At 42.5% G+C, this 21,981-nt stretch carries 17 protein-coding genes and 6 tRNA genes; 9 read left to right on the top strand and 14 right to left on the bottom strand.

The genetic code is table 11. From position 1 onward, the window contains the following. The first annotated feature begins 8 nt into the window (after nt 1-8). From FTU19_RS06070 to FTU19_RS06060, 3 genes are all read left to right on the top strand, one after another. The gene (locus FTU19_RS06070) at nt 9-1,052 is read left to right on the top strand and encodes an ABC transporter permease subunit (protein WP_159123352.1); all 1,044 of its coding nucleotides are present in this window, start codon (nt 9-11) and stop codon (nt 1,050-1,052) included. Further along, a complete protein-coding gene (locus tag FTU19_RS06065; RefSeq protein WP_166138250.1) occupies nt 1,052-2,062 on the top strand; it encodes an ABC transporter permease in 1,011 nt (336 codons plus the stop codon). The genes FTU19_RS06070 and FTU19_RS06065 overlap by 1 nt, the downstream gene beginning before the upstream one ends. Nucleotides 2,063-2,189: 127 nt before the next feature. Beyond that, a complete protein-coding gene (locus FTU19_RS06060; protein WP_180130410.1) occupies nt 2,190-3,434 on the top strand; it encodes an NADH:flavin oxidoreductase/NADH oxidase family protein in 1,245 nt (414 codons plus the stop codon). Between the two features lie 65 nt (nt 3,435-3,499). Here FTU19_RS06060 and FTU19_RS06055 read toward each other — a convergent pair whose 3' ends face one another. The 8 genes from FTU19_RS06055 to FTU19_RS06020 all read right to left on the bottom strand — a co-directional run bounded on the left by FTU19_RS06055 (nt 3,500) and on the right by FTU19_RS06020 (nt 9,399). Continuing rightward, nucleotides 3,500-4,921 (bottom strand): iron-containing redox enzyme family protein, encoded by a 1,422-nt coding sequence (locus FTU19_RS06055; RefSeq protein WP_180010793.1) that lies wholly within the window; start codon nt 4,919-4,921, stop codon nt 3,500-3,502. A gap of 314 nt (nt 4,922-5,235) precedes the next feature. Beyond that, nucleotides 5,236-5,311, bottom strand: a tRNA-Glu gene (locus tag FTU19_RS06050). A gap of 45 nt (nt 5,312-5,356) precedes the next feature. After that, nucleotides 5,357-5,432 (bottom strand) — tRNA-Glu (locus FTU19_RS06045). 24 nt (nt 5,433-5,456) lie between these two features. Beyond that, nucleotides 5,457-5,532: transfer RNA gene (locus tag FTU19_RS06040), tRNA-Glu, on the bottom strand. Between the two features lie 131 nt (nt 5,533-5,663). Continuing rightward, nucleotides 5,664-6,575: an alpha/beta hydrolase gene (locus FTU19_RS06035; RefSeq protein WP_180130408.1), complete on the bottom strand. Its 912-nt coding sequence runs from the start codon at nt 6,573-6,575 to the stop codon at nt 5,664-5,666. A 248-nt stretch (nt 6,576-6,823) separates the two neighbouring features. Continuing rightward, complete coding sequence (locus tag FTU19_RS06030) at nt 6,824-7,717, bottom strand: alpha/beta fold hydrolase (RefSeq protein WP_180130406.1); 894 nt, start codon at nt 7,715-7,717, stop codon at nt 6,824-6,826. Between the two features lie 84 nt (nt 7,718-7,801). Further along, the gene (locus tag FTU19_RS06025) at nt 7,802-9,214 is read right to left on the bottom strand and encodes an amino acid permease (RefSeq protein WP_125278932.1); all 1,413 of its coding nucleotides are present in this window, start codon (nt 9,212-9,214) and stop codon (nt 7,802-7,804) included. A gap of 109 nt (nt 9,215-9,323) precedes the next feature. After that, nucleotides 9,324-9,399 (bottom strand) — tRNA-Glu (locus tag FTU19_RS06020). 156 nt (nt 9,400-9,555) lie between these two features. On the opposite strand from FTU19_RS06020, the gene FTU19_RS06015 reads away from it, so the two are divergent. After that, the gene (locus FTU19_RS06015; RefSeq protein WP_180130404.1) at nt 9,556-10,146 is read left to right on the top strand and encodes a hypothetical protein; all 591 of its coding nucleotides are present in this window, start codon (nt 9,556-9,558) and stop codon (nt 10,144-10,146) included. On the opposite strand, the gene FTU19_RS06010 is transcribed toward FTU19_RS06015, so the two are convergent. The 5 genes from FTU19_RS06010 to pyrC form a co-directional block, all read right to left on the bottom strand. Next, nucleotides 10,143-11,573, bottom strand: coding sequence for an amino acid permease (locus tag FTU19_RS06010; protein WP_180130402.1), 1,431 nt, complete (start codon nt 11,571-11,573; stop codon nt 10,143-10,145). The two genes, FTU19_RS06015 and FTU19_RS06010, sit on opposite strands and share 4 nt — an antisense overlap. A gap of 132 nt (nt 11,574-11,705) precedes the next feature. Beyond that, nucleotides 11,706-11,861, bottom strand: a complete 156-nt coding sequence (locus FTU19_RS06005; protein ID WP_004782839.1) for a hypothetical protein — start codon at nt 11,859-11,861, stop codon at nt 11,706-11,708. A 161-nt stretch (nt 11,862-12,022) separates the two neighbouring features. Beyond that, nucleotides 12,023-12,098 (bottom strand) — tRNA-Glu (locus FTU19_RS06000). A 20-nt stretch (nt 12,099-12,118) separates the two neighbouring features. Continuing rightward, nucleotides 12,119-12,778 carry a ribonuclease T gene (gene rnt / locus FTU19_RS05995; RefSeq protein ID WP_034704922.1) on the bottom strand — a complete coding sequence of 220 codons (660 nt, stop codon included), beginning with the start codon at nt 12,776-12,778 and terminating at the stop codon, nt 12,119-12,121. Then, nucleotides 12,763-13,797, bottom strand: a complete 1,035-nt coding sequence (gene pyrC, locus FTU19_RS05990; RefSeq protein ID WP_004782837.1) for a dihydroorotase — start codon at nt 13,795-13,797, stop codon at nt 12,763-12,765. Before pyrC ends, rnt begins: the two co-directional genes overlap by 16 nt. Before the next feature lie 152 nt (nt 13,798-13,949). On the opposite strand from pyrC, the gene FTU19_RS05985 reads away from it, so the two are divergent. Continuing rightward, nucleotides 13,950-15,221, top strand: a complete 1,272-nt coding sequence (locus FTU19_RS05985) for a GGDEF domain-containing protein (RefSeq protein ID WP_159123359.1) — start codon at nt 13,950-13,952, stop codon at nt 15,219-15,221. 56 nt (nt 15,222-15,277) lie between these two features. On the opposite strand, the gene argG is transcribed toward FTU19_RS05985, so the two are convergent. Next, nucleotides 15,278-16,621, bottom strand: a complete 1,344-nt coding sequence (gene argG, locus FTU19_RS05980; RefSeq protein ID WP_180130400.1) for an argininosuccinate synthase — start codon at nt 16,619-16,621, stop codon at nt 15,278-15,280. A 245-nt stretch (nt 16,622-16,866) separates the two neighbouring features. Here argG and FTU19_RS05975 point away from each other — a divergent pair, with 245 nt between their 5' ends. The 4 genes from FTU19_RS05975 to FTU19_RS05960 all read left to right on the top strand — a co-directional run bounded on the left by FTU19_RS05975 (nt 16,867) and on the right by FTU19_RS05960 (nt 21,707). Further along, nucleotides 16,867-17,220 (top strand): hypothetical protein, encoded by a 354-nt coding sequence (locus tag FTU19_RS05975; RefSeq protein WP_004782834.1) that lies wholly within the window; start codon nt 16,867-16,869, stop codon nt 17,218-17,220. A 147-nt stretch (nt 17,221-17,367) separates the two neighbouring features. Next, complete coding sequence (locus FTU19_RS05970; RefSeq protein ID WP_180130398.1) at nt 17,368-19,404, top strand: NADPH-dependent 2,4-dienoyl-CoA reductase; 2,037 nt, start codon at nt 17,368-17,370, stop codon at nt 19,402-19,404. Between the two features lie 87 nt (nt 19,405-19,491). Further along, nucleotides 19,492-19,581, top strand: a tRNA-Ser gene (locus FTU19_RS05965). Between the two features lie 425 nt (nt 19,582-20,006). Next, complete coding sequence (locus FTU19_RS05960) at nt 20,007-21,707, top strand: NAD-dependent malic enzyme (protein ID WP_180130396.1); 1,701 nt, start codon at nt 20,007-20,009, stop codon at nt 21,705-21,707. The last annotated feature ends 274 nt before the right edge of the window (nt 21,708-21,981 follow it).

Here is a 21,981-nt window from a genome sequence, read left to right as displayed (position 1 = left end):
GGAGTGCCATGAGCACTTATATCGTCAAACGTTTGCTTCTTATGATTCCGACATTATTGATGGTTCTACTGATCAATTTTGTGGTGATTCAGCTTGCACCGGGTGGTCCTGTGGAACAGGCCATCTATCAGGCACAGCATGCGAATAATTTGGCGATTGGTGGCTTGCAGTATCAGGGACAGCAAGGCCTGACGCCCGAAATGCTGGAGCAGATCAAGATTCAGTATGGATTTGATCAACCGGTTCATCTACGGTTCTGGGAAATGTTGAAAAGCTATGCCCAATTTGATTTAGGCCAGAGTTTTTTTAAAGGCCAAGCTGTGACTGAACTGATCTGGGAAAAACTGCCAGTTTCACTGTCTCTAGGTTTCTGGAGTACCTTGCTGATCTATCTGGTTTCTATTCCTCTTGGCATCCAGAAAGCCAAAAAGCATGGCAGCCTGTTTGATCAAACGACGTCTTTGCTGCTGGCTGTGGGCTATGCCATTCCAGCCTTTATCTTTGCCATTTTGCTGATTGTATTTTTTGCAGGTGGTTCCTATCTGCAATGGTTTCCTTTACAAGGGTTAAGCTCGGAAAATTTTGCTGAATTATCCCTCTTTGGAAAAATTCAGGATTATTTCTGGCATATGGCTTTGCCGCTACTGGCCATGGTGCTCGGCGGTTTTGCACGGCTGACTTATCTGGTGAAATTTTCCTTTATGGAAGAACTTAGTAAACACTATGTACTGGCAGCAAAAGCGAAGGGACTACAGGAAAGGGCAGTACTCTATCGGCATGTACTGCGCAATGCAGTGCTGGTGTTGATCGCTGGATTGCCAGAAGCTTTGCTCGGTATTTTATTTGTCGGGAACCTGTTTATTGAAATCATCTTTAATCTGGATGGTTTGGGCATGCTGGGATTTGAAGCGATTCTGCAGCGGGATTATCCGGTCATTTTTGGAACTTTGTTTATTTTTACTTTATTGGGCTTGGTGCTACGTTTGATCAGTGATGTGCTGTATCGGGTAATTGATCCCCGGATTCATTTCGATTCGCGAGGATTGAAATAATGTCACCAATGCTACGCGCCAGCCTGCAACGTTTTAAAAATAATAAAACCGGATTTGCCTGCTGCATTGCCTTTGTCATTATTTTTATCTTGTCACTTGGTGCTGAGCTGATCGCTAACGATAAGCCTTTACTGATCAAGTATGAGGACTCCTATTATCTGCCAGTAATAAAGTCATATCCTGAAACGACTTTTGGGGGTGTCTTTGAAACTGAAGCCGAGTATCAGGATCCTGCGGTACAGCAGCTGATTAATGCCAAAGGCTGGGCAATCTGGCCGGTGATCCGCTTCGGCTATGATACACCCAATTTGGCACTCGATATTCCAGTACCTTCACCTCCAAGCAGGCAAAATTGGCTAGGAACAGATGATCAGGGACGGGATGTGCTGGCACGGATTCTATATGGCTTGCGTATTTCCTTGCTGTTTGGCTTTGCACTGACTTTGCTGTCGGCAGGATTAGGTGTGCTGGTCGGTGCAGTTCAAGGCTATTATGGTGGCTGGATTGACCTGATCGGGCAACGTGCACTTGAGGTCTGGAGCAGCCTGCCGATGCTGTTTATGGTCATGATTCTGGTCAGTGTGTTTAGTCCGAATATTTACTGGCTATTTGTGATCATGCTATTTTTTGGCTGGACAACACTGGTGTCGATGGTGCGCGCTGAATTTTTACGGGCCAGAAATCTGGAATATGTCTGGGCAGCGAAAAGTATTGGTGCAGGGCATGGCCGGATCATGTTCAGGCATATTTTACCCAATGTGATGGGTTCCAGTTTGTCACAACTACCTTTCATGCTGACTGCCAATATCAGCGCACTAACTGCACTGGACTTTTTAGGTTATGGTTTGCCGCCTGAAACCGCTTCCTTAGGGGAACTATTGCTACAGGGTAAAAATAATCTCAATGCGCCGTGGTTGGCTTTATCCGGGTTTCTGACTTTAGCCATTGTCTTGTCTTTACTCATCTATATCGGTGAAGCCATCCGGGATGCTTTCGATCCCAAAATTTAAAATGATTTTTTAAGACTGATTTAATATCTACAAATAAAATTTGTATCCATTTGACAATATGAATTGTCAATTATGGCAAGTTGGGTTATAACACATATAAAATAAGATAAACATTTCAGGAAAGTACATGACACAATTGGCCGATTCTATCCAGATCCGTAATACCCAGTTTAAAAACCGTATCATTAAAGGTGCCATGAGTGAGGCGTTGGCCAATGATGCAGGCCAACCCAATCAGGCCCATTTAAAGTTATATGAAGCTTGGGCCAAAGGTGGTTTAGGCTGTGCGATTACGGGTAATGTCATGGTGGATTTTCGTGCCAAGAATGAACCCGGTGTAGTGGTAGTAGAAACTGAACGTGACCTGGAAAAGTTAAAAGCTTGGGCGAATGTCGGCAAACGTCATGGCATGGTGCAACTGGTACAGTTATCTCATCCTGGACGTCAGTGCCCAAAAGGCTTGAATAAAGAAACCGTAGCACCTTCAGCTGTACCTTTTAGTCCAGCATTGGCGATGAGTTTCGGTACGCCACGTGAACTGCGTGAAGATGAAATTTTAGATATTATCCAGCGCTTTGCGACTTCAGCTGCCATTTGCGAAAAGGCGGGATTTGAAGGCGTGCAGTTACATGGGGCGCATGGTTATCTAATTAGCCAGTTTTTATCGCCCCTGACCAATAAACGTCAGGATCAGTGGGGTGGCAGTATTGAAAACAGCAGCCGATTTTTGCTAGAAGCCTATAAGGCGGTACGTGCAGCAACTTCAGAGAATTTTATCATTTCAGTGAAATTAAACTCGGCAGATTTTCAGCGCGGTGGCATTAGTGAAGAAGACGTGATTTATGTCTTTAAGGCGATGGATGCAGCCGGGATCGATATGATTGAAGTTTCTGGCGGAACCTATGAAGCACCTGCAATGGCTGGGGTAAAAGCAGAGAAACGTAAAGCATCAACAGTTGCCCGCGAAGCCTATTTCCTAGACTTTGCCGAAAAGATCCGTCAGGAAGTTAATTGTTATTTAATGGTGACGGGGGGCTTCCGTACCGCAGTGGGTATGAATGCAGCCCTTGACAGCGGCGCATGTGATTTTGTCGGTATTGCACGTCCATTTGCGGTCGAGCCTGATCTGGGTAACCGTCTGGTGGCTGGACAGGATGTACGTTATGCAGTTGAGAAAATTAAAACCGGTATTCCAATGATCGATAAAATGGCGATTATGGAAATCATCTGGTATGCCGCGCAATTTAAAGAAATTGCCAAAGGTAATCGACCAAATCCAAAACTGTCGCCTTTAAAGGTATTTTTAAATTACGTAAAAGGCAATGTGAAGGCTGTGATTAAAGGTCAGATCAATTCACGTAAATCGGCTTAATTTGCATAATGCATTGAAGCAAAAACAGGGCATATTTAATGCCCTGTTTTTTATGAATGATCTTTTTAAGAATAAGTCATGGCTTGAGTCTGAAAAGGGAAGAGCAACTGAGAAAGCTGACGTGTTGCCCACAAGCCCACTTCCTGATGATGCATATGCGGTGCCACGTAAGGAATCAATAAATCAATCTTTTGTTCGGCAGCAGCGCAGCGATTCAGACGGCTTTTCAGCTGATGGATCTGTTGCTGGTCAATACGGTTCAATACCGGTTCCATCTGGTTATGAACTTGAGATCTGCTACGTGATGACAGACGAGCGGCAAAAGTCTCACCTTGAATCCAGTCTTTGATAATCTGTTTTTCAGTCGCATTAAATACACCAAACATTTTGCCATCTGGATCATCAATCATTTTCCAGAACCGGCTTTGTTCTACAGGTGCATCTTTTACAATCCAGCCTTTTTCAAGCATGACTTTCAAGAAGTCCTTAATCTGTGCCGGATCGGATAACCATTCATTAATGGTCTTGCCACTAAACTGGCATTTCTGGTTATGGATATATTGTCCAATCAGCGCTTTGTTCTGAAACACTTTCAAAGCCAGTTTTTCGGTATCCAGTTGCTTGATGATCTGGGTAGAACTTTTACCAATGTCATTCAGCACATAACCTTTTTTAATCAGGTCTAAATACTGAACAGGATCTTCAGCGAGTGCATACTGATCTAAATACGCTTGCAGCGATTTTTGTGCATGACCGTTGTGAGCATTATCAATGGTAATATGTACATTGAAATAATGTGGATCAAGACCGAGTTCAGATAATTCATAATTGGTAATTAACAGGTGTAAGGGCAGCTGCTCATAACCCAGATTGAAACCAATTACTAACGGCAGATATTCTGGCGGCGCATAGGCCAAAGCCAGCTGCACGGCTGCTTGTTCATAATAGCTGGCATCCAGTTGCTCAGCATAGCTGTTCAGCTCATAATGATTCAGCAAGTCCTGATACATGGTGACATGATTGGCACGGGTATGACCCATGCCTAGTTCTTCCAGATAGATATAAATCAGGTCTTTGGTTTCCGGACGATTCCAGTTTTGCACAGTTGAATACAGCCATGAGCCGTCTACCAGTTTTACAGGTGCGACTTTGGCCAGGAACTCAAATGCATGTGACACAGTCGGGAAGTATTCACGTCCTTGCTGCTGTCTACGCCGCTCTACATAAGACTGGAAGATTGCGCAGGTTTGGTGGTGCTGTTCCAGAAAATGTTGCTCTACATGTCTGGGTTGATCCAGCCATTCCAGCCCAGCCACATCAACTTGCTGGATTAAATCTCTTAAATAGTTCTCAGCCTGTTCGGTCTTTACTGCCGTCGAAATCTGTTGATCTTGAAAGAAGTTGACCCAATCTTTAAAGTTATTAAATTGATGATTATGATTTTTAATAGATGATTCAGGCGAACTTAACTTTGTACTGACGAACATAATCTGATCCTTGCAGATATATTATGCTTTCTACCTTAACGGCATGCTTATACCACCGGTGTTGATTTTTTGTTCGGATTTATAGTGCGATTGCTGTAAATGAAAATGAATAGATAACGAGTTGAAGAGAAATGTAAAAGAATAAGATTTTTGAATGAATTATTTATAAACAAATAAAATTGCAATCGAGACAATTTGATCAAACGTTAAAAACAGGAATGAAGGAACAAGCAAAAAAACAAATAATAAAAAAGCCCAAGTCATCATGCTTGGGCTTTTTTATGAGAAGTTAATTAAATTAACTATCTCGAATATGGCGTCCCTACGGGGATTCGAACCCCGGTTACCGCCGTGAAAGGGCGATGTCCTAGGCCTCTAGACGATAGGGACAGTGTAGAAGTGATATTTTAAACCAGAACTTTGGATTTGAAGTAATGGCGTCCCTACGGGGATTCGAACCCCGGTTACCGCCGTGAAAGGGCGATGTCCTAGGCCTCTAGACGATAGGGACTTAATAAAATATTACTTCTGAAATTGGCGTCCCTACGGGGATTCGAACCCCGGTTACCGCCGTGAAAGGGCGATGTCCTAGGCCTCTAGACGATAGGGACGTTTCAGAGGTGGGCGTATATTAGGGTGAAAACAGGGGGGTGTCAAACGCTTTTCCAGAGTTTTTTGGAAATTTTCTTTTGAGTGCATAAATTTAAAACAATATTAGCAGAATACTTGAAAAATGCAGGATTTAGGCCGGATTTTTAAGCAATTCCAGAATGGCTTCAACAACCTGAGGATGCAGTAAATAGCCAGTAATGTCATGTGGACGGTGAATATGTGTACGAATGCCATGATTGATGATTTCAGGTTCAAACTTGAATGGCGGTTCGGTAAGCGGAATGGCGGTGAGATAATCATCCGTTGAGTAGAAATTGATCCAGTCGCCTTTAATTGCCTTAGGTCGTACCACCGGCTGTGCCAAGCTGGATTGAATCACCTGAAAGGCTAATGGTGAACCTAAAGTAATAAAACGCTGTACATTCAGTTCAGGGTGCTGGATAAGATGATTATAGGCAATCACACTTCCTAAAGAATGAGCAATGACAATGCAGGGTTTGCGACCACTCAATTGTCGGGCAATCCGTTCATGCACTTTCCTCATGAAATCAGGGTTATCGAGATAAAGATAAGTTTCAATCAGAAATCTCTGCAACAGAGTGCGATGCAGAGTGGGAAAATAATTGAGTAATAAGGCAAAATCCCGAAGCGCCACATTCTTGCCGAGGGCGGTAAAATAATTGAATTTCTGTCTGAAATCCATGGTATCACTTGGGCTGGGTTGGGCGAAATCGGTAATTGTGGGCCTACGCCAACCAGGACGTGGAACAGGGGGAGGAAGCTGAGGTTGAGCAGGCTTACGAAAAGGAAAGCTAGGCCATTCCTGGGGCATCAGGGTGCCAGCTTCTAGAATATTGCGGACGTTATAACGTGAAAGCAGATCGCCATAAAATGGAATACGAATGTGACGTTTTAAATAACTAAATCTGGCATCTTGTTGATGTTTACGCATCCCTTTTTGAAGTATATGTAGCCAGCGCTGCCGGATGGAGGCAGCGCTATGATGTTGCTGATTCATTCCATGAATAAAAATAACTTTCATCGACACCCCACTGAGTTCGATAGAATTATATTTACAGTATAGAAAATATTAACGTAGCAAAAGCAGCGCTTTTTGTGGTGTTAATGTGTAAATTATCTTTGATAAAACAATAATTAACAGACATATGTATATTTATAAAAGAGTAATAAATGATCCAGAAAATGAGTAGGTATGGATAAAGAATTTGAATCAGCAGAAAAATAGTACAAAGGAAATAGTAAAATTAAATCTGTAAATTAAGATGCTTTTTAGAGCATTTCCAGCAGGGCTTTGATGACTTCCGGATGCTGGACATAGCCATCAATATCATGCGGATGATAAATTGAAGTACAAATCTCCCGATTGATAATTGCCGGCTGAAACTGAAAAGGCGGTTCTGATAATGGAAAGGCAGTTAAAAAGTCATCACTGCAATAAAAATTAATCCAGTCACCTTTAATAGCTTCTGGCCGATGAACAGGCTGGGGCAAATGTTCCTGAATGACCCGGAAAGCCATTGGTGATCCCATGCTGATAAAACGCTGTACATTCAGTTCCGGGTGCAAAAGCAGATGATAATAGGCAATCACACTTCCTAAAGAATGAGCCATCAGGATACAGGGTTTATCGCCATGCAGTTGCTGGCCAATTCGCTGATGCACCTGCTGCATGAATGTGGAATTTGCCAGATAAGAATAGGTTTCAATCAGAAATTTTTTGATCAGCGTATCATGCAGGCGAGGGAAATGATTCAGTAAGATCACAAAATCCCGTAATAGAGTATTCCGGCTTAATGTACTAATAAACTGCAGCTTCTGGTTAAAGGTCATGGCATCCTCAACCTTTAGCTCGGGAATTTCACAAATTTCAGGTGAATATTGATTGAGATGGGGTGGTGGTGGCTGGGATTTAACTGGAGACTGGAAAGGAAAGCGAGGCCAGTCTTGCGGCATCAATGTACTGGCATTTAGCACATTATGTAAATGATGACGTGACAGTAAGTCGCCATAAAAAGGGATACGGATATGCCGTTTGAGGTAGGCAAAACGTGTTTGTTGATGCGACTGTTCCAGACCATGTTTTAGCAAACTCAGCCAACGTTGACGCAGGGACGCAGAGCTAAATTTCTGCTTATTCATGCCATGAATATAAATAATTTTCATCGACACACCACACTGGCTGCCTAGAACATTTTCAGTATAAATAAAAAAGAGCAGCCGAAGCTGCTCTTTTAGTCATTTTAATGTTTAAGCATTTTTGTGATAGAACTTGTAGTAGCTGGCATAGCACAGTGCGATAAACAGCAAGCAGCCAAAGAAACTGATACGCATGCTCGGATCAAACACCATACTGATACAGGTAATCAGACAGAACAGAAAACCCAGAATCGGTACGATCGGGAACAATGGCGCAGCAAAATCAAGATCCTTTGCTGTTTTACCCTGTTTGTACCATTCGCGGCGGAAGTTGAACATGCTCAGACAGATGCTCATCCAGACCACTACCATGGTAAATGCTGCAATACCTAGCAAGTTAGTGAAGATGGTTTCCGGTGCGAACTGTTCAGACAACAAGCCAGGCATACCGCCAATCATGGTGACAATGACTGCAATATAAGGTACACCACGCGCATTTAAGCGGGAAAATACCGCTGGTAACTGTTTGCTGTAAGACAATGACCACATCATACGGGATGCAGCAAATAGACCTGAGTTAGCAGCAGATAGTAATGCTGTGATAATCACAAAGCGGATAATATCTTCGGCATAAGGAATACCGATATGCTGGAATACTGTCACGAATGGACTGCTACTGACACCTTCAGCTGCCAGACCGGCTTCCTGATGCGGAAGAAGGGAGGTCACCACAATAATCGTACCTACAAAGAAAATCAGTAAGCGGAAAATTGCAGTATTAATCGCTTTGGGTACATTTTTGGCCGGATCTTTTGTTTCACCCGCAGCCACACCAATCAGTTCTGTGCCAGAGAATGCAAAGTTTACAATCAGCATGGTGGTGAAGATTGGGAACAGACCTTCGGGGAACCAGCCTTGAGCTGTCAGGTTACTGAATAGCGGAGCAGTTTCCTGTCCTTGGTAGCTTACTACACCAAAAATAGCGAGTAGGCCAAGCAGGATAAAGGTCACGACAGTAACGACTTTCACCAGTGCCAGCCAGAACTCGGACTCTGCAAACCAGCGGGTAGAAATCATATTCAGTGCGAATACGAAAGCACCAAAAATCAGTGTCCACATCCACATAGAGCTATTCGGGAACCATTCCTGCATTAATAAAGCTGCAGCGGTAAATTCAGTTCCCAAGGTCACTGACCAGGTCAGCCAGTATAGCCAGGTAATGGTGTAGCCAGTCCCCGGTCCAATATAGCGTTTGGCATAGGCGCCAAATGAGCCAGATTCGGGCATATGAACGGCAAGTTCACCCAGACATAGCATAACCATGTAAGCGATGATCCCGCCAAGGAGATAAGCAAGAATGGCACCTACAGGCCCCGTTTGTGCAATGACTTCACCCGAACCTAGAAATAGGCCTGTTCCGATTGCGCCACCAAGCGAAATCATGACCAGATGTCGAGTACTCATAGCGCGTTTTAAAGGCGCAGAATTGCCCTGATGCGTAGCATCATTCGGAGATGAGTGCATAGGAGTCAAAAAATAAAAGAATGAAGCGGGTTATTGTAGTGAAAAACTACAAATCTGCAACGTATTAATATGGATTATGTATAAGACTTGATCGTGAGCGATCAGATAATGGCGTCCCTACGGGGATTCGAACCCCGGTTACCGCCGTGAAAGGGCGATGTCCTAGGCCTCTAGACGATAGGGACGTTGCGAGGTGATGGCTATATTAAGGACTTTTATTTAGGGTGTCAAACCTATATATAAAGTTTTGAACTGTTTTTAGTTTATTTGATTAAAAACTTAGCAAAATAACTAAAAATGGTTTATTTTCAATCAATTATTTAGAATAAGAAAGTGTTAATATGAAAAAATGGCTTTTTAGAATAACAATAGCATTTGTTGCAATTTTAGTATTATGCTTTATTGCTGTAAAAGATGATGCGCAAATATGGGCAGCTTTAATTGGGGCTTTAGCGTTATATTTTATTTTCTGGCAGACAGTTAAGAAAACCTTTGAATATCATAAGTCAGATAAATTGGCAGAGGCTAAGTTAAATACGTATTTAGATTTAACAAGTAAATATACTGAGTATCTATGTTTTCTAATGTTTAATTTTAAAGACATCGAAGATATTAAGTTTAAAGAAACTTTAAATAAAAATCTTTATGAAACAATAATAAGTTATAACAAGGCATGTTTATTATCAAATTCCCAGACAAAAGATCAGCTGGACATTTTTCTACATGATGGCCTTACTCAATTACATCATTCAGTTTTAACGAATAATGTGAAATTGGAACAAGTATTTATTCTTGAAGAAAGTGCGATCAAATTAAGTTTGATATTGAGAAATGAATTAGGAGTAAAAACAATCAACTCTATTGAAGAACAAATATTATTGAGAACGCAAAGACGCAACTCTATAGTTGCATCTTCGCTAAACGAGCTTTAATTTTTGTTGTGATAAAGCCAGTAGTAACTTGCATAACATGCTGCCATAAACAATAAACAGCCAATAAAACCAGAGAGCATTTCTGGGTCTGCAGCCATACTCAGGCCGGTTGCAGTACAGGTTACAAAACCTAGAATGGGAACTAAGGGGAACCAAGGTGTACGGAATTTTAATTCAGAGACGCTATGACCAGACTTCAGCCATTGGCGACGGAAATTAAACTGACTCCAGCAGATGCTCATCCAGACAATCACCATGGTAAAAGCGGCAACACCCATCAGGTTCTTGAAAATAACATCAGCACCAAATTGTTCAGAGAGCAGACCAGGCAAGCCGCCAATCATGGTGACCCAAACTGCTACATAAGGCACGCCGGATTTGCTGACTTTGGCAAATAGTCGCGGTAACTGGTTTTGTGAAGACAATGCCCACATCATACGTGAAGCTGCATAGAGTCCAGAGTTTGCAGTAGAGAGCAGCGCAGTGATAATTACGAAACGAATGAAATCTTCGGCATAAGGAATACCCATCTGGGTAAACACGGATACAAACGGACTGCTGCTTAAGCCCCCATGACCACCGACCTGTAGACCTGCATCGGTATAAGTCAGTAACGAGCTGATCACAATGATGGTGCCAACAAAGAAAATCATCAGACGCCATACCGCAGCATGAATCGCTTTCGGTACATTTTTCTCAGGATTTTCGGTTTCACCGGCAGCGATCCCGATCATCTCGGTACCGTTAAAGGCAAAATTCACGATCAGCAGGGTAGTGAATAATGGGATCAAACCATTTGGTAGCCAGCCATGTTCAGTCAAATTATTGAACAGTGGCGCAGATTCATAACCTTGAAATGGAATAAAGCCAAAGATACAGCCAAAGCCCAGAATAATAAAAATCAGTACAGTCGCAACTTTAACCAGTGACAGCCAGAATTCTGATTCAGCAAAGGTACGGGTTGAGCTTAAATTGGAGAGCAGTACACCTGCAGCAAAGATCAATGTCCATAACCAGATCGAAGTTTGCGGGAACCATTCCTGCATTAGAATCGCAGCTGCAGTGAATTCGGTACCCAAAGTGGCTGACCAGCCGAGCCAGTACATCCAGGACACCATATAGCCTGTACCCGGTCCAATATAATGGGTTGCAAAGGCACCAAAGGAACCAGACACGGGTAAATGTACGGCCAGTTCACCGAGGCAGAGCATTACCATATAGGCGATCAAGCCACCAATAATATAGGCCAGTACTGCGCCCAAAGGTCCAGCTTGTGAAATCACTTCACCGGAACCCATAAACAGGCCGGTACCAATAGCGCCACCAAGGGAAAGCATGATCAGATGACGTGTGCCCATGGCACGTTTTAACGACGGAGTTTGACCCTCAACAGACGAATGCTGTGAAGGTGGAGAGGGAGATTGCATAGCTCAATTAAAAGGAGAGATTTAAAAAAAGTATTTTAGTTTTAATTATGTGAAATATCACATAAATTGGAATTTCCTCATAAAGTTCTTCTTTTAATTTAAAAAATAAATATTTGCAAAGCCTCTTAAAAACTAGTGATCGGGAGTTTGGTATTGCTCAGTCGGTGTTTTTTCAGCAGGCGTAGTTTCTGCTCGGTTCTCAGCAGTTTTATCATCGCGACTGATCACATAAATATAAAGCGCTGAAGGTGCCAGAATAAGTAAAACAAGCAGGATTTTCTTTAGCATGGGAAAATTGATCAAAACCTAACATCAACTTGATTATAGCCTAAGCAAACGAGAAAGGGCACCAAACTCAGTCATGCGAAATTTATAACAATAGTATTGAAAGCAATAATAAGAAAAAGAGTTTTCTTGGAAAAAATGAAAGAAGAAGGGGATAAATAAGATGGCGTCCCTACGGGGATTCGAACCCCGGTTACCGCCGTGAAAGGGCGATGTCCTAGGCCTCTAGACGATAGGGACGTTTAGAAGATGGCGGTATCTTATTGATCCGCCACCAAAGTGTCAAGCAGGTGAGGTGCGAGTTTGTTTAAAATATAGCAAAACAGTTCCGCAGTCTTTTGCGTATCGTATAACGCAGAGTGTGCTTCTTTGCCATCAAACTCAATACCGGCCTGAATACAAGATTTAGCCAGAACCGTTTGACCAAACATCACCGCACTTAAAGTCACGGTATCAAACACAGAAAAACTGTGAAACGGATTCTGGTTTTTGGTTCCGGTACGGGCAATTGCTGCCTGTACAAAGCCCAAATCAAAATGCGCATTGTGACCGACCAAAACGGCATGCGTACAATTTTGCTGACGACGCACTTCATTGACCGATTTAAAAATACGTTTTAACGCGGTTTTTTCATCTTCAGCCATTGCGATCCGCATCGGATTTGACGGGTCAATCCCGATAAATTCCAAAGAGCGGCGATCCAGGTTGGCACCTTCGAAAGGATTGATATGTGCGTGGTAAGCTTCACCGGGCACAAACTGGCCATCTTCATTATAAACAATAGGAATGGCCGCAATTTCTAACAAGGCATCAGTCTGTGCATTAAAGCCTGCTGTTTCAACATCGACAACAACAGGCAAAAATCCACGGAAACGCTGACCAATGACTGGAAGAGTTTCATTTGTCACATTTTTCTCCATTGAATGGTTTTTCCTGCATATAGCGGAACGATTTGTTCACCATCCAAGTAGTCTAGACTTTCAGGAATAACTTGATCTTCTTTGACCAGCGTAATGGTTTTGGTATTACGTGGGAGGCCGTAGAAATCTGCACCAAAGTGGCTGGCAAAACCTTCTAGGCGGTCGATTTTACCTACTTGATCAAAGGCCTGAGCATATAACTCAATTGCAGTCGGAGCACTATAGCATCCTGCGCAGCCACACGCATTTTCTTTGGCATTTTTTGAGTGCGGTGCACTGTCGGTGCCTAAGAAAAATTTAGGATTACCGCTCGTTGCCACTTCAAGCAACGTTTGCTGATGCGTCTGACGTTTTAAAATTGGCAGACAATAGAAGTGCGGCTTGATCCCACCAACCAGCATATCATTACGGTTAAACAGTAAATGCTGTGGGGTAATAGTCGCAGCCACATTACGATCCTGTTCCAGTACGAAATTAGCTGCCTCGCTGGTAGTAATGTGTTCCAGAACCAGTTTCAGTTTCGGGAACTGTTTTAGTAATGGTGCTAAGACTTCATCAAGGAAACGTTTTTCACGGTCAAAAATATCGACATGATTATGCGTCACTTCACCGTGCAGCAATAAAGGCACCTGATGCTCTTCAAGCTGTTCAATGACTGAATATACTTTACGAATGTCGCTTACACCGCTATCCGAGTTGGTGGTTGCGCCAGCAGGGTAAAGTTTAATAGCATTGACATGCTCAGAATCTTTAATCTTTTTGACTTCACTTGGAGAGGTATTATCTGTGAAATACAGCACCATGCGTGGATCAAAATCGCTACCTTCAGGAACATGCGCCATAATACGTTCACGGTAGCTTAATGCTTCTTCCACAGTTTTAACCGGTGGAACAAGGTTCGGCATACAGATGGCGCGGGAAAACTGTTTAGCTAGATCAGGAACGGTGCGTTGCAGAGCGTGACCATCACGCAGGTGGGCATGCCAGTCGTCTGGCTGGAGAAGGGTAATCGTATTCAAGGCGAATTCAATCGGAGAAATAAAACAAATGATAATGCATCTATGCCTAAAATGGTAACGAGAAATATATACAAAATAAGGGATATCTATAAATTAATTTATAAAAGTATGATATTTTAAAATTAATAAAAAAATTACATAAATACTTGGCAATGGAATACAAGTACAATCTAGCAAAATTGCAAGATGAAAAAGAAAAAATAGAAGAATTAATCACACGGCAAAGTCAGCGTGTAGGCTCGGTTTTCCCTCAGAATCTGGAACAGGAGTTCTGGAGCAAAAACCTGGAGCGAGCACGTAAACATGTCGAAAAATATGTCTGGGCAGGTGTACTGACCTATTTTATTTTTCTGCTGGTCATGGTTCCGACCGACTACTGGATTATCGATTCACAATATTTCGTACAAGATTTTGTGCGCTGTATGCTGGGGCTGATCAATGGTAGTCTCGCTTTACTTGCTTTTTATTTCTTCTCCTGTCTGCCTAAAATCAAACACTTTTTTCCGCAGGCTTCCATGCTGCTAATGTTCTGGATGATAGTCTCGACCTCTTATCTGACCATGTCCATTCAAACAGTAAGCTTGCAACATCAGTCGATGGCGATCATCACTATTATCTACATTCTGGGGTATATTCTGACCGGAGTAAAACCTTTACAGATGTTAATCACGGGGTTGTTTGCTGCACTTTGTACGGTCTGGCTGTTATCCGTGTTATCGATCGAATTTAATGCGCTGGTCTTGGGGCGGATTCTAATTGGCAGTAGCCTATTGGGATGTGTGATTAGTTATATGCTTTTTGCCCGTGAGCGAATGATTTTTCTATACACCATGCGGGCCAGAATCAGTGAGAAAATTCAGCGGATTCATACCACAGAATTATTGCATTTAAGCCAGCATGATGAGCTGACCAAAATCTCTAATCGACGAACTTTCGATGAAACACTGGATATCTTTTTTGAACGTTCTCGCCGTAATCAGCATGCTTTAGCGATTTTATTTATCGATGTGGATCATTTTAAAAACTATAACGATTTTTATGGACATCAAAAAGGGGACGATGTCATTTCCAGTATTGCCTTTACTATTAAAAATGCGATCCGGCATATGGATTTCGTGGCCCGTTATGGTGGTGAAGAGTTTGTGGTACTGCTTCCAGAAACTGATGCTCATGGTGCTTATGCAGTGGCTTCTAATATTTTTAATGCGATTGAGCGTCTGGAAATTCCGCATGAGAAATCTGGTGTGGCTGATCACATCACCATCAGTTTGGGCATCACTGTGTATCGTGGTGAAGACTTTATTGATAAGGATGTCTTATTGGGAATTGCCGATCAGGCGTTGTATCGGGCCAAACAGCTAGGACGGAATCAGATTTATTATCAGTCGATCCGCACTGCAAATCCAAATAGTGTAAATACCTAAATCGAATCTATAAAAAAACCGCTCAATTGAGCGGTTTTTTTGACGTTAAAACAAACTTATTTGTTTTTGTCTTTTAATTGAGGTACTGCAGAACCTGTACCTACTGCAAGCAGGCCAGAATCTGTATAGATACCCAGTTTTGCACGTGTATCTGTGATGTCCAGGTTACGCATAGTTAACTGACCGATACGATCTGCTGGAGAGAACATAGAATCACCTTTCTCCATAGTTAAACGCTCAGCTTCATAAGTGAGGTTAGGAGACTCAGTGTTCATGATGGTGTAGTCATTACCACGACGCAGTTCTAAAGTCACAGTACCAGTGATCGCTTTGGCAACCCAACGCTGTGCAGTTTCACGAAGCATCAATGCTTGAGAATCGAACCAGCGACCCTGGTACAGAAGACGACCCAAACGAAGACCGTTGATACGGTATTGTTCGATCGTATCTTCGTTATGAATACCAGTGACCAGACGTTCATAAGCGATGTGAAGAAGGGCCATACCCGGAGCTTCGTAGATACCACGAGATTTCGCTTCGATGATACGGTTTTCGATCTGATCCGACATACCTAGACCATGACGGCCACCAATACGGTTCGCTTCAAGAATGAACTCCACTGGATCTTCGATACGTTGACCGTTGATTGCAACAGGGAAACCTTCTTCAAAAGTAATCGATACTTCTTCAGGTTTGATTTCAACGTCTTCTTTCCAGAATGCAACGCCCATGATTGGATCAACGATTTTGATACCGGCATTCAGGTATTCAAGATCTTTGGCTTCGTGAGTCGCACCCAACATGTTTGAGTCAGTTGAGTAAGCTTTCTCTTTTGACATTTTGTAGTCAAAGCCATTGTCGATCAGGAACTGTGACATTTCTGCACGGCCACCTAGCTCGTCAATGAAGGTCTGGTCTAACCAAGGTTTGTAGATTTTCAGGTTAGGGTTAGTCAACAGACCGTAGCGGTAAAAACGCTCGATGTCGTTACCTTTATAAGTAGAACCGTCACCCCAGATGTTCACGTCATCTTCTTTCATTGCAGTTACCAGCATGGTACCTGTCACTGCACGGCCAAGAGGAGTCGTGTTGAAGTATGGAACACCACCTGTAGAAATGTGGAACGCGCCACATTGAATTGCAGCAATACCTTCTAATGCAAGCTGTAAACGGCAGTCGATCAAACGTGCTTTTACTGCGCCATAAGCTTCAGCTTTTTTTGGAATCGCATCGTAATCGTCTTCGTCTGGCTGACCCAAGTTTGCTGTATAAGCATAAGGTTCAGCGCCTTTTTGTTTCATCCACAAAAGAGCTGCAGAAGTATCTAGACCGCCAGAAAAGGCAATACCAACTTTTTTGCCTACTGGGACATTCTGCAAGATAGTTGCATTATCAGACATTGTTCATCCTAATGATATGAAATAGGCACGCCAGAAGTGGTGGCCTGAAAAAACACATATTGCATCAATTGTATCATTATTTTATTTAGGTTTGCTTTAGAAAAGAAAAACTCGTTTCAAAATCTTGATTCAATAGGCTTAGATAATCATAAAATTACCGTATTTTTGACAAACGCTTAAAAAATAGGAAAATCTGGGAAGATTCAATAACATCATTAAGAAAAAACATCTTTAGGATAGCCCTCATGAGCCCGAATATTCCTCCTTTACCTAATCTGCAACCGGCTGCCAAAAATGAAACCCTGTCGATTGTGCATGGAATCTATGCCGGTTTGCTGGTTTTTAGTACAGTTGCATTTTTATATCTGGAATATCAGCAGTCGACGATTTCCATGTTGAGTCTGGGTATTGTGTTGCTACTTTTGGCTGTGCTGATTGTTTTGAACATTCAGGCCTGTCTCAAGGTCAAACAGGGCAATGGTTCAGGACGCACCTTGTCCAGAATTATGGCGATCCTGATGCTGCTCAGTTTTCCCATTGGTACAGTACTCGGCGTAATTGCCTTATGGAAATCGAGCAAAAATCAATGGCAGCAATAAATTCCCTATTAAGGTACAGCATGAATATCACAATTGGTATTTGTGCCTGAGAAAGCGGACCTGATAGTCATAAAAAGCCTCTGAAAATCAGTTAAAGTACATTGATAAGATTTAAGCTTTTAGCCAAATAAGAATCAGGGATATTTTATGACAACGACGCGCTATGCAAATATTTTAAAACCATTACATCTGGGTTTCACCACGATTAAAAACCGTGTGGTGATGGGATCAATGCATACGGGCTTGGAAGATCGTTTTTATAATTATCCTAAACTGGCCGCTTATTTTGGTGAACGTGCCAAAGGTGGTGTGGGTCTCCTGATTACTGGCGGGATTTCACCGAATCGTCAGGGCTGGTTATTGCCTGCTGGCGGAACCATGAATACCTTGGGCGATGTTGCACCGCATCGACTGGTTACGCATGCCGTGCATAAGCATGGGGCCAAGATTCTGTTGCAGATTTTGCATGCCGGACGTTATGGCTATCAGCCTTTTGTGGTATCTGCCAGTCCGATCAAATCGCCAATTTCACCTTTTAAACCACGTCAGATGTCTGAAAACCAGATTCTGGATACGATTCAGGACTATGTTAAAACTGCAAAACTGGCTAAAAAAGCGGGTTATGACGGCGTGGAAATCATGGGCTCTGAAGGGTATTTGATTAACCAGTTTTTAAGCCGTCATGTCAATCAGCGTACTGATCGCTGGGGCGGAGAAATTGAAAACCGCATGCGTTTTGCAGTGGAAATTGTTAAAGCGATTCGTGCTGAAATTGGTGAAAGATTTATTATCTGTTTCCGTTTGTCCTTGCTAGATCTGGTGCATGATGGCAATACTATGCAGGAAGTGATTACCGTCGCTAAAGCATTAGAGAAGGCTGGAATAACTTTACTCAATACTGGTATTGGCTGGCATGAAGCGCGTATTCCGACGATTGTCACTTCTGTTCCTCGTGCTGCATTCGTAGATTACACCGCAGAAGTCAAAAAGCATGTTGCTGTTCCAGTCATTGCATCGAATCGGATCAATATGCCAGAAACGGCTGAAGCGATTTTGGCATCGGGACAGGCAGATATGGTGCAAATGGCACGCCCATTACTGGCAGATGCATTCTGGGTGAATAAGACAGCAACCAATCGTGTTGATGAAATTAATACCTGTATCGCCTGTAATCAGGCCTGCCTGGATCATACCTTTAAAAATAAACGCGCTACCTGTCTGGTGAATCCACGTGCCGGCTATGAAACCGAACTGGTCTATGTCAAAACCAAAAAGCCTAAAGGCATCGCCGTAGTAGGTGGTGGAGTGGCAGGTTTATCCGCAGCCACAGTCGCAGCCAGCCGCGGTCATGATGTGACTTTATTTGAAGCCACTAATGAAGTGGGGGGGCAATTTAATCTGGCCAAAGTGATTCCAGGCAAAGAAGAATTCCACGAAACCATTCGCTATTTCAAAGTGCAGCTGGAAAAAACTGGGGTAGATGTCCGTTTAAATACCCGAGTGAATCGGGAACAGCTGGAACGCGAAGGTTTTGATGAGGTTATTGTGGCTACGGGCGTTGTTCCGCGTGAATTGAAAATTGCCGGTAGTGATGCACCTCAAGTCCTGTCTTATGCTGAAGTATTGCGCGGCGCACCAGTAGGAGATCGTGTCGCGGTCATTGGTGCCGGTGGAATCGGTTTTGACATATCGGAATTTTTATTAAAGCCACCGCATCAGCCGCAGCCGCAGCCTGTAGATGAATGGAAACGGGAGTGGGGTGTAGATCTGCATGCAAACTATGTAAGTGAAGGCGGACTGCAGCCAGCAGAAGTGGAGCCACCTGTACGTGAAATTTATCTGTTGCAGCGTAAAACTACTGCTTTAGGAGCAGGCTTAGGTAAAAGCACGGGTTGGGTTCATCGTGCCCAATTAAAAAAACATGGCGTACGCATGTTACGCGGTGTGCACTACAAATCGATTACGGATGAAGGTTTGTGGATTGAAGTGGATGGGCATGATCAGTTGCTGCGTGTAGATACGGTCGTCGTTTGTGCTGGTCAGGAGTCAGTCAAAGATGTCATGCCTTCAGAGGATCAAAAGACTTTAGCGAATTACCATATTATTGGTGGAGCAAAGCTGGCTGCTGAACTAGATGCCAAGCGTGCAATTCGTGAAGGGGCAGAATTGGCAGCAAAATTGTAAGGATTTGATGAAACTATATGCAGTTGATGAGATTCACTGTAATTTTCACTTGTCAGTCGCCTAAAAGCTCCGTATTATTGCGCACATGGAAGCGTGGCAGAGCGGTTTAATGCACCGGTCTTGAAAACCGACGAGGGTGTGAGTCCTCCGTGAGTTCGAATCTCACCGCTTCCGCCAGATACGGAAAACCCCGATCATTGATCGGGGTTTTTTATTGCCTAAGTTTTATTTAGTTGAAAATTGTCTGATTTTTTAGATAAAGCAGATAGATAACAAGCTAATTGATCTAATTTCTAAGATATTTTCTTATTAAAAAATGAATGAATAAAAACGAATGCATATATGGCTCTAATTTCTAAAATTTAATCCCAGTCATTGAGCTTAAGTCTCAATTAAAAAAGTATGATCTAAATTTTTATCTGAAAAAGAGGATATAAAAATTTAGAGCTTATTTTATTGCCGTTATTAGTTTATTAAATAGAACATTTTTCATTATTAATTCGCTGAATGACTGAAACAGCTGAAAGTCGACTACGATAGTAGGATAATTTTTTGTTCTTTTCGGCTTTCATTTATGTCGAATTTTAAAGTGCGAGTTAAAAATGGCAACTGAACCTCTGAATCCTAAACGTCCACTTTATATTCCCTACGCAGGCACTGCATTACTTGAACTCCCATTGCTGAATAAAGGCTCAGCTTTCTCTGTAGAAGAACGTATTCATTTTAATTTACATGGACTTTTGCCCCAAGTGATCGAATCGATTGAGGAACAAAGTCAGCGTTCGTATCAGCAATACTGCTCATTCAATGATGCAATCAATAAGCATATTTACCTACGTAACATCCAGGACACCAACGAGACGCTTTTCTATCATTTGATTGAAAATCACTTAAGCGAAATGATGCCGATCATCTATACGCCAACGGTAGGAGAAGCATGTCAGCATTTTTCCGAGATTTATCGCCGTCATCGCGGGGTTTTTATTTCCTATCCGGATCGGGATCATATTGAGCATATCCTACATAATGTAAATCGAAGAAATGTCAAAGTGATCGTGATTACAGATGGAGAGCGCATTCTTGGTTTAGGCGATCAGGGTATTGGCGGAATGGGCATTCCGATTGGAAAGCTGGCTTTATATACGGCCTGCGGAGGCATTAGTCCGGCCTATACCTTGCCTATTACTTTGGATGTAGGCACGAACAATGAGCAGTTGTTGAATGATCCGATTTATATGGGATGGCGTCAGCCTCGTATCACCGGTGATGAATATTATGAATTTGTCGAAATGGTGATACAGGCAATTCAGCAAAGATGGCCCGATGCGCTAATTCAATTTGAAGATTTTGCCCAGCACAATGCCATGCCTTTACTGGAAAAATATCGCGATCGAGTATGTTGCTTCAATGACGATATTCAGGGTACGGCAGCTGTGGCAGTAGGCAGTCTGATTGCAGCTTCCTATGCGTCTAATAAGCAACTAAAAGACCAGACCATTGCCTTTTTGGGAGCAGGTTCAGCCGGTTGTGGGATCGCTGAACAGATTGTGGCAAAAATGGTAGCAGAAGGCCTGACTGATGCAGAGGCACGTAAGCGGGTTTTTATGGTGGATCGCTTCGGCCTTATTACCCAGAATCAGCCAAATCTATTAAATTTCCAGAGAAAACTAGCGCAAGAACCAGAAAATATTGCTGAATGGGGAAATGCTGAAGAGATTATTTCTCTATCGGATGTCATCAAATATGCGAAACCCACAGTGTTGATTGGGGTATCTGGACAGCCGGGATTATTTAGCAAAGATGTGATCACGACAATGGCTGAAAATTGTGAACATCCGATTATCTTCCCTTTATCGAATCCTACTTCTCGCGTAGAAGCTGTTCCAGCCGATATTATTCAATGGACCAATGGGAAAGCTTTGATTGCTACAGGTAGCCCATTTGCACCTGTTAATTATCAGGAACAGATTTATACTATTTCTCAATGCAATAACTCTTATATTTTTCCGGGAATTGGACTAGGCGTGATTGCTTCAGGTGCTACACGTGTTACGGATAATATGCTGATGGCATCAAGTAATGCCTTAGCAGAATGCTCTCCAAAACTTCAAGACCCAACCGCCAATTTGTTGCCAGATCTGGATCAGATTCAGCATATTTCCAAGATTATTGCCTTAAGGGTTGCGCAAGCTGCGGTTGAGGATGGCGTCGCTCCAAAAGTTGGTTTTGATGTGCTGCAGAAAGCCATTGATACGAATTTCTGGATACCGGAATATCGGGAATATAAGCGTGTGACCTTTTAATATTATTAGGAAAAGGGCGGCCTAATATTAAGTAAAGCAGAGCGATGACATTGTTATTTCTCTGCTTTTTTTGTTTGGAGAAAGCGAAGGTAATCTAAAATGTAGAAGTTCAACCTACTCAAACAATACGGTTTTATCTTATCAAGTAATTGAAATTAATCGAAATTTAATAAAAATTCTGTAAATAATAAAATAATATTTATAAAGTAATTAAATATATATATAAGAAAACTTGATTATTTTAAATCTTCCTGTATACTGGCCTTAACTAGAA

The sequence above is a fragment of the Acinetobacter sp. YH12072 genome (assembly GCF_013419565.1).
Classification (GTDB): Bacteria; Pseudomonadota; Gammaproteobacteria; order Pseudomonadales; family Moraxellaceae; genus Acinetobacter.
This window is presented reverse-complemented; position numbering and strand designations above follow the sequence as displayed.

Bases quoted from the DNA above. Each gene is read 5' to 3' on its own strand.
- FTU19_RS06070 (WP_159123352.1), top strand. From the start codon at position 9: ATGAGCACTTATATCGTCAAACGTTTGCTTCTTATGATTCCGACATTA.
- FTU19_RS06065 (WP_166138250.1), top strand. From the start codon at position 1,052: ATGTCACCAATGCTACGCGCCAGCCTGCAACGTTTTAAAAATAATAAA.
- FTU19_RS06060 (WP_180130410.1), top strand. From the start codon at position 2,190: ATGACACAATTGGCCGATTCTATCCAGATCCGTAATACCCAGTTTAAA.
- FTU19_RS06055 (WP_180010793.1), bottom strand. From the start codon at position 4,921: ATGTTCGTCAGTACAAAGTTAAGTTCGCCTGAATCATCTATTAAAAAT.
- FTU19_RS06035 (WP_180130408.1), bottom strand. From the start codon at position 6,575: ATGAAAGTTATTTTTATTCATGGAATGAATCAGCAACATCATAGCGCT.
- FTU19_RS06030 (WP_180130406.1), bottom strand. From the start codon at position 7,717: ATGAAAATTATTTATATTCATGGCATGAATAAGCAGAAATTTAGCTCT.
- FTU19_RS06025 (WP_125278932.1), bottom strand. From the start codon at position 9,214: ATGCACTCATCTCCGAATGATGCTACGCATCAGGGCAATTCTGCGCCT.
- FTU19_RS06015 (WP_180130404.1), top strand. From the start codon at position 9,556: ATGAAAAAATGGCTTTTTAGAATAACAATAGCATTTGTTGCAATTTTA.
- FTU19_RS06010 (WP_180130402.1), bottom strand. From the start codon at position 11,573: ATGCAATCTCCCTCTCCACCTTCACAGCATTCGTCTGTTGAGGGTCAA.
- FTU19_RS06005 (WP_004782839.1), bottom strand. From the start codon at position 11,861: ATGCTAAAGAAAATCCTGCTTGTTTTACTTATTCTGGCACCTTCAGCG.
- rnt (WP_034704922.1), bottom strand. From the start codon at position 12,778: ATGGAGAAAAATGTGACAAATGAAACTCTTCCAGTCATTGGTCAGCGT.
- FTU19_RS05985 (WP_159123359.1), top strand. From the start codon at position 13,950: ATGGAATACAAGTACAATCTAGCAAAATTGCAAGATGAAAAAGAAAAA.
- argG (WP_180130400.1), bottom strand. From the start codon at position 16,621: ATGTCTGATAATGCAACTATCTTGCAGAATGTCCCAGTAGGCAAAAAA.
- FTU19_RS05975 (WP_004782834.1), top strand. From the start codon at position 16,867: ATGAGCCCGAATATTCCTCCTTTACCTAATCTGCAACCGGCTGCCAAA.
- FTU19_RS05970 (WP_180130398.1), top strand. From the start codon at position 17,368: ATGACAACGACGCGCTATGCAAATATTTTAAAACCATTACATCTGGGT.
- FTU19_RS05960 (WP_180130396.1), top strand. From the start codon at position 20,007: ATGGCAACTGAACCTCTGAATCCTAAACGTCCACTTTATATTCCCTAC.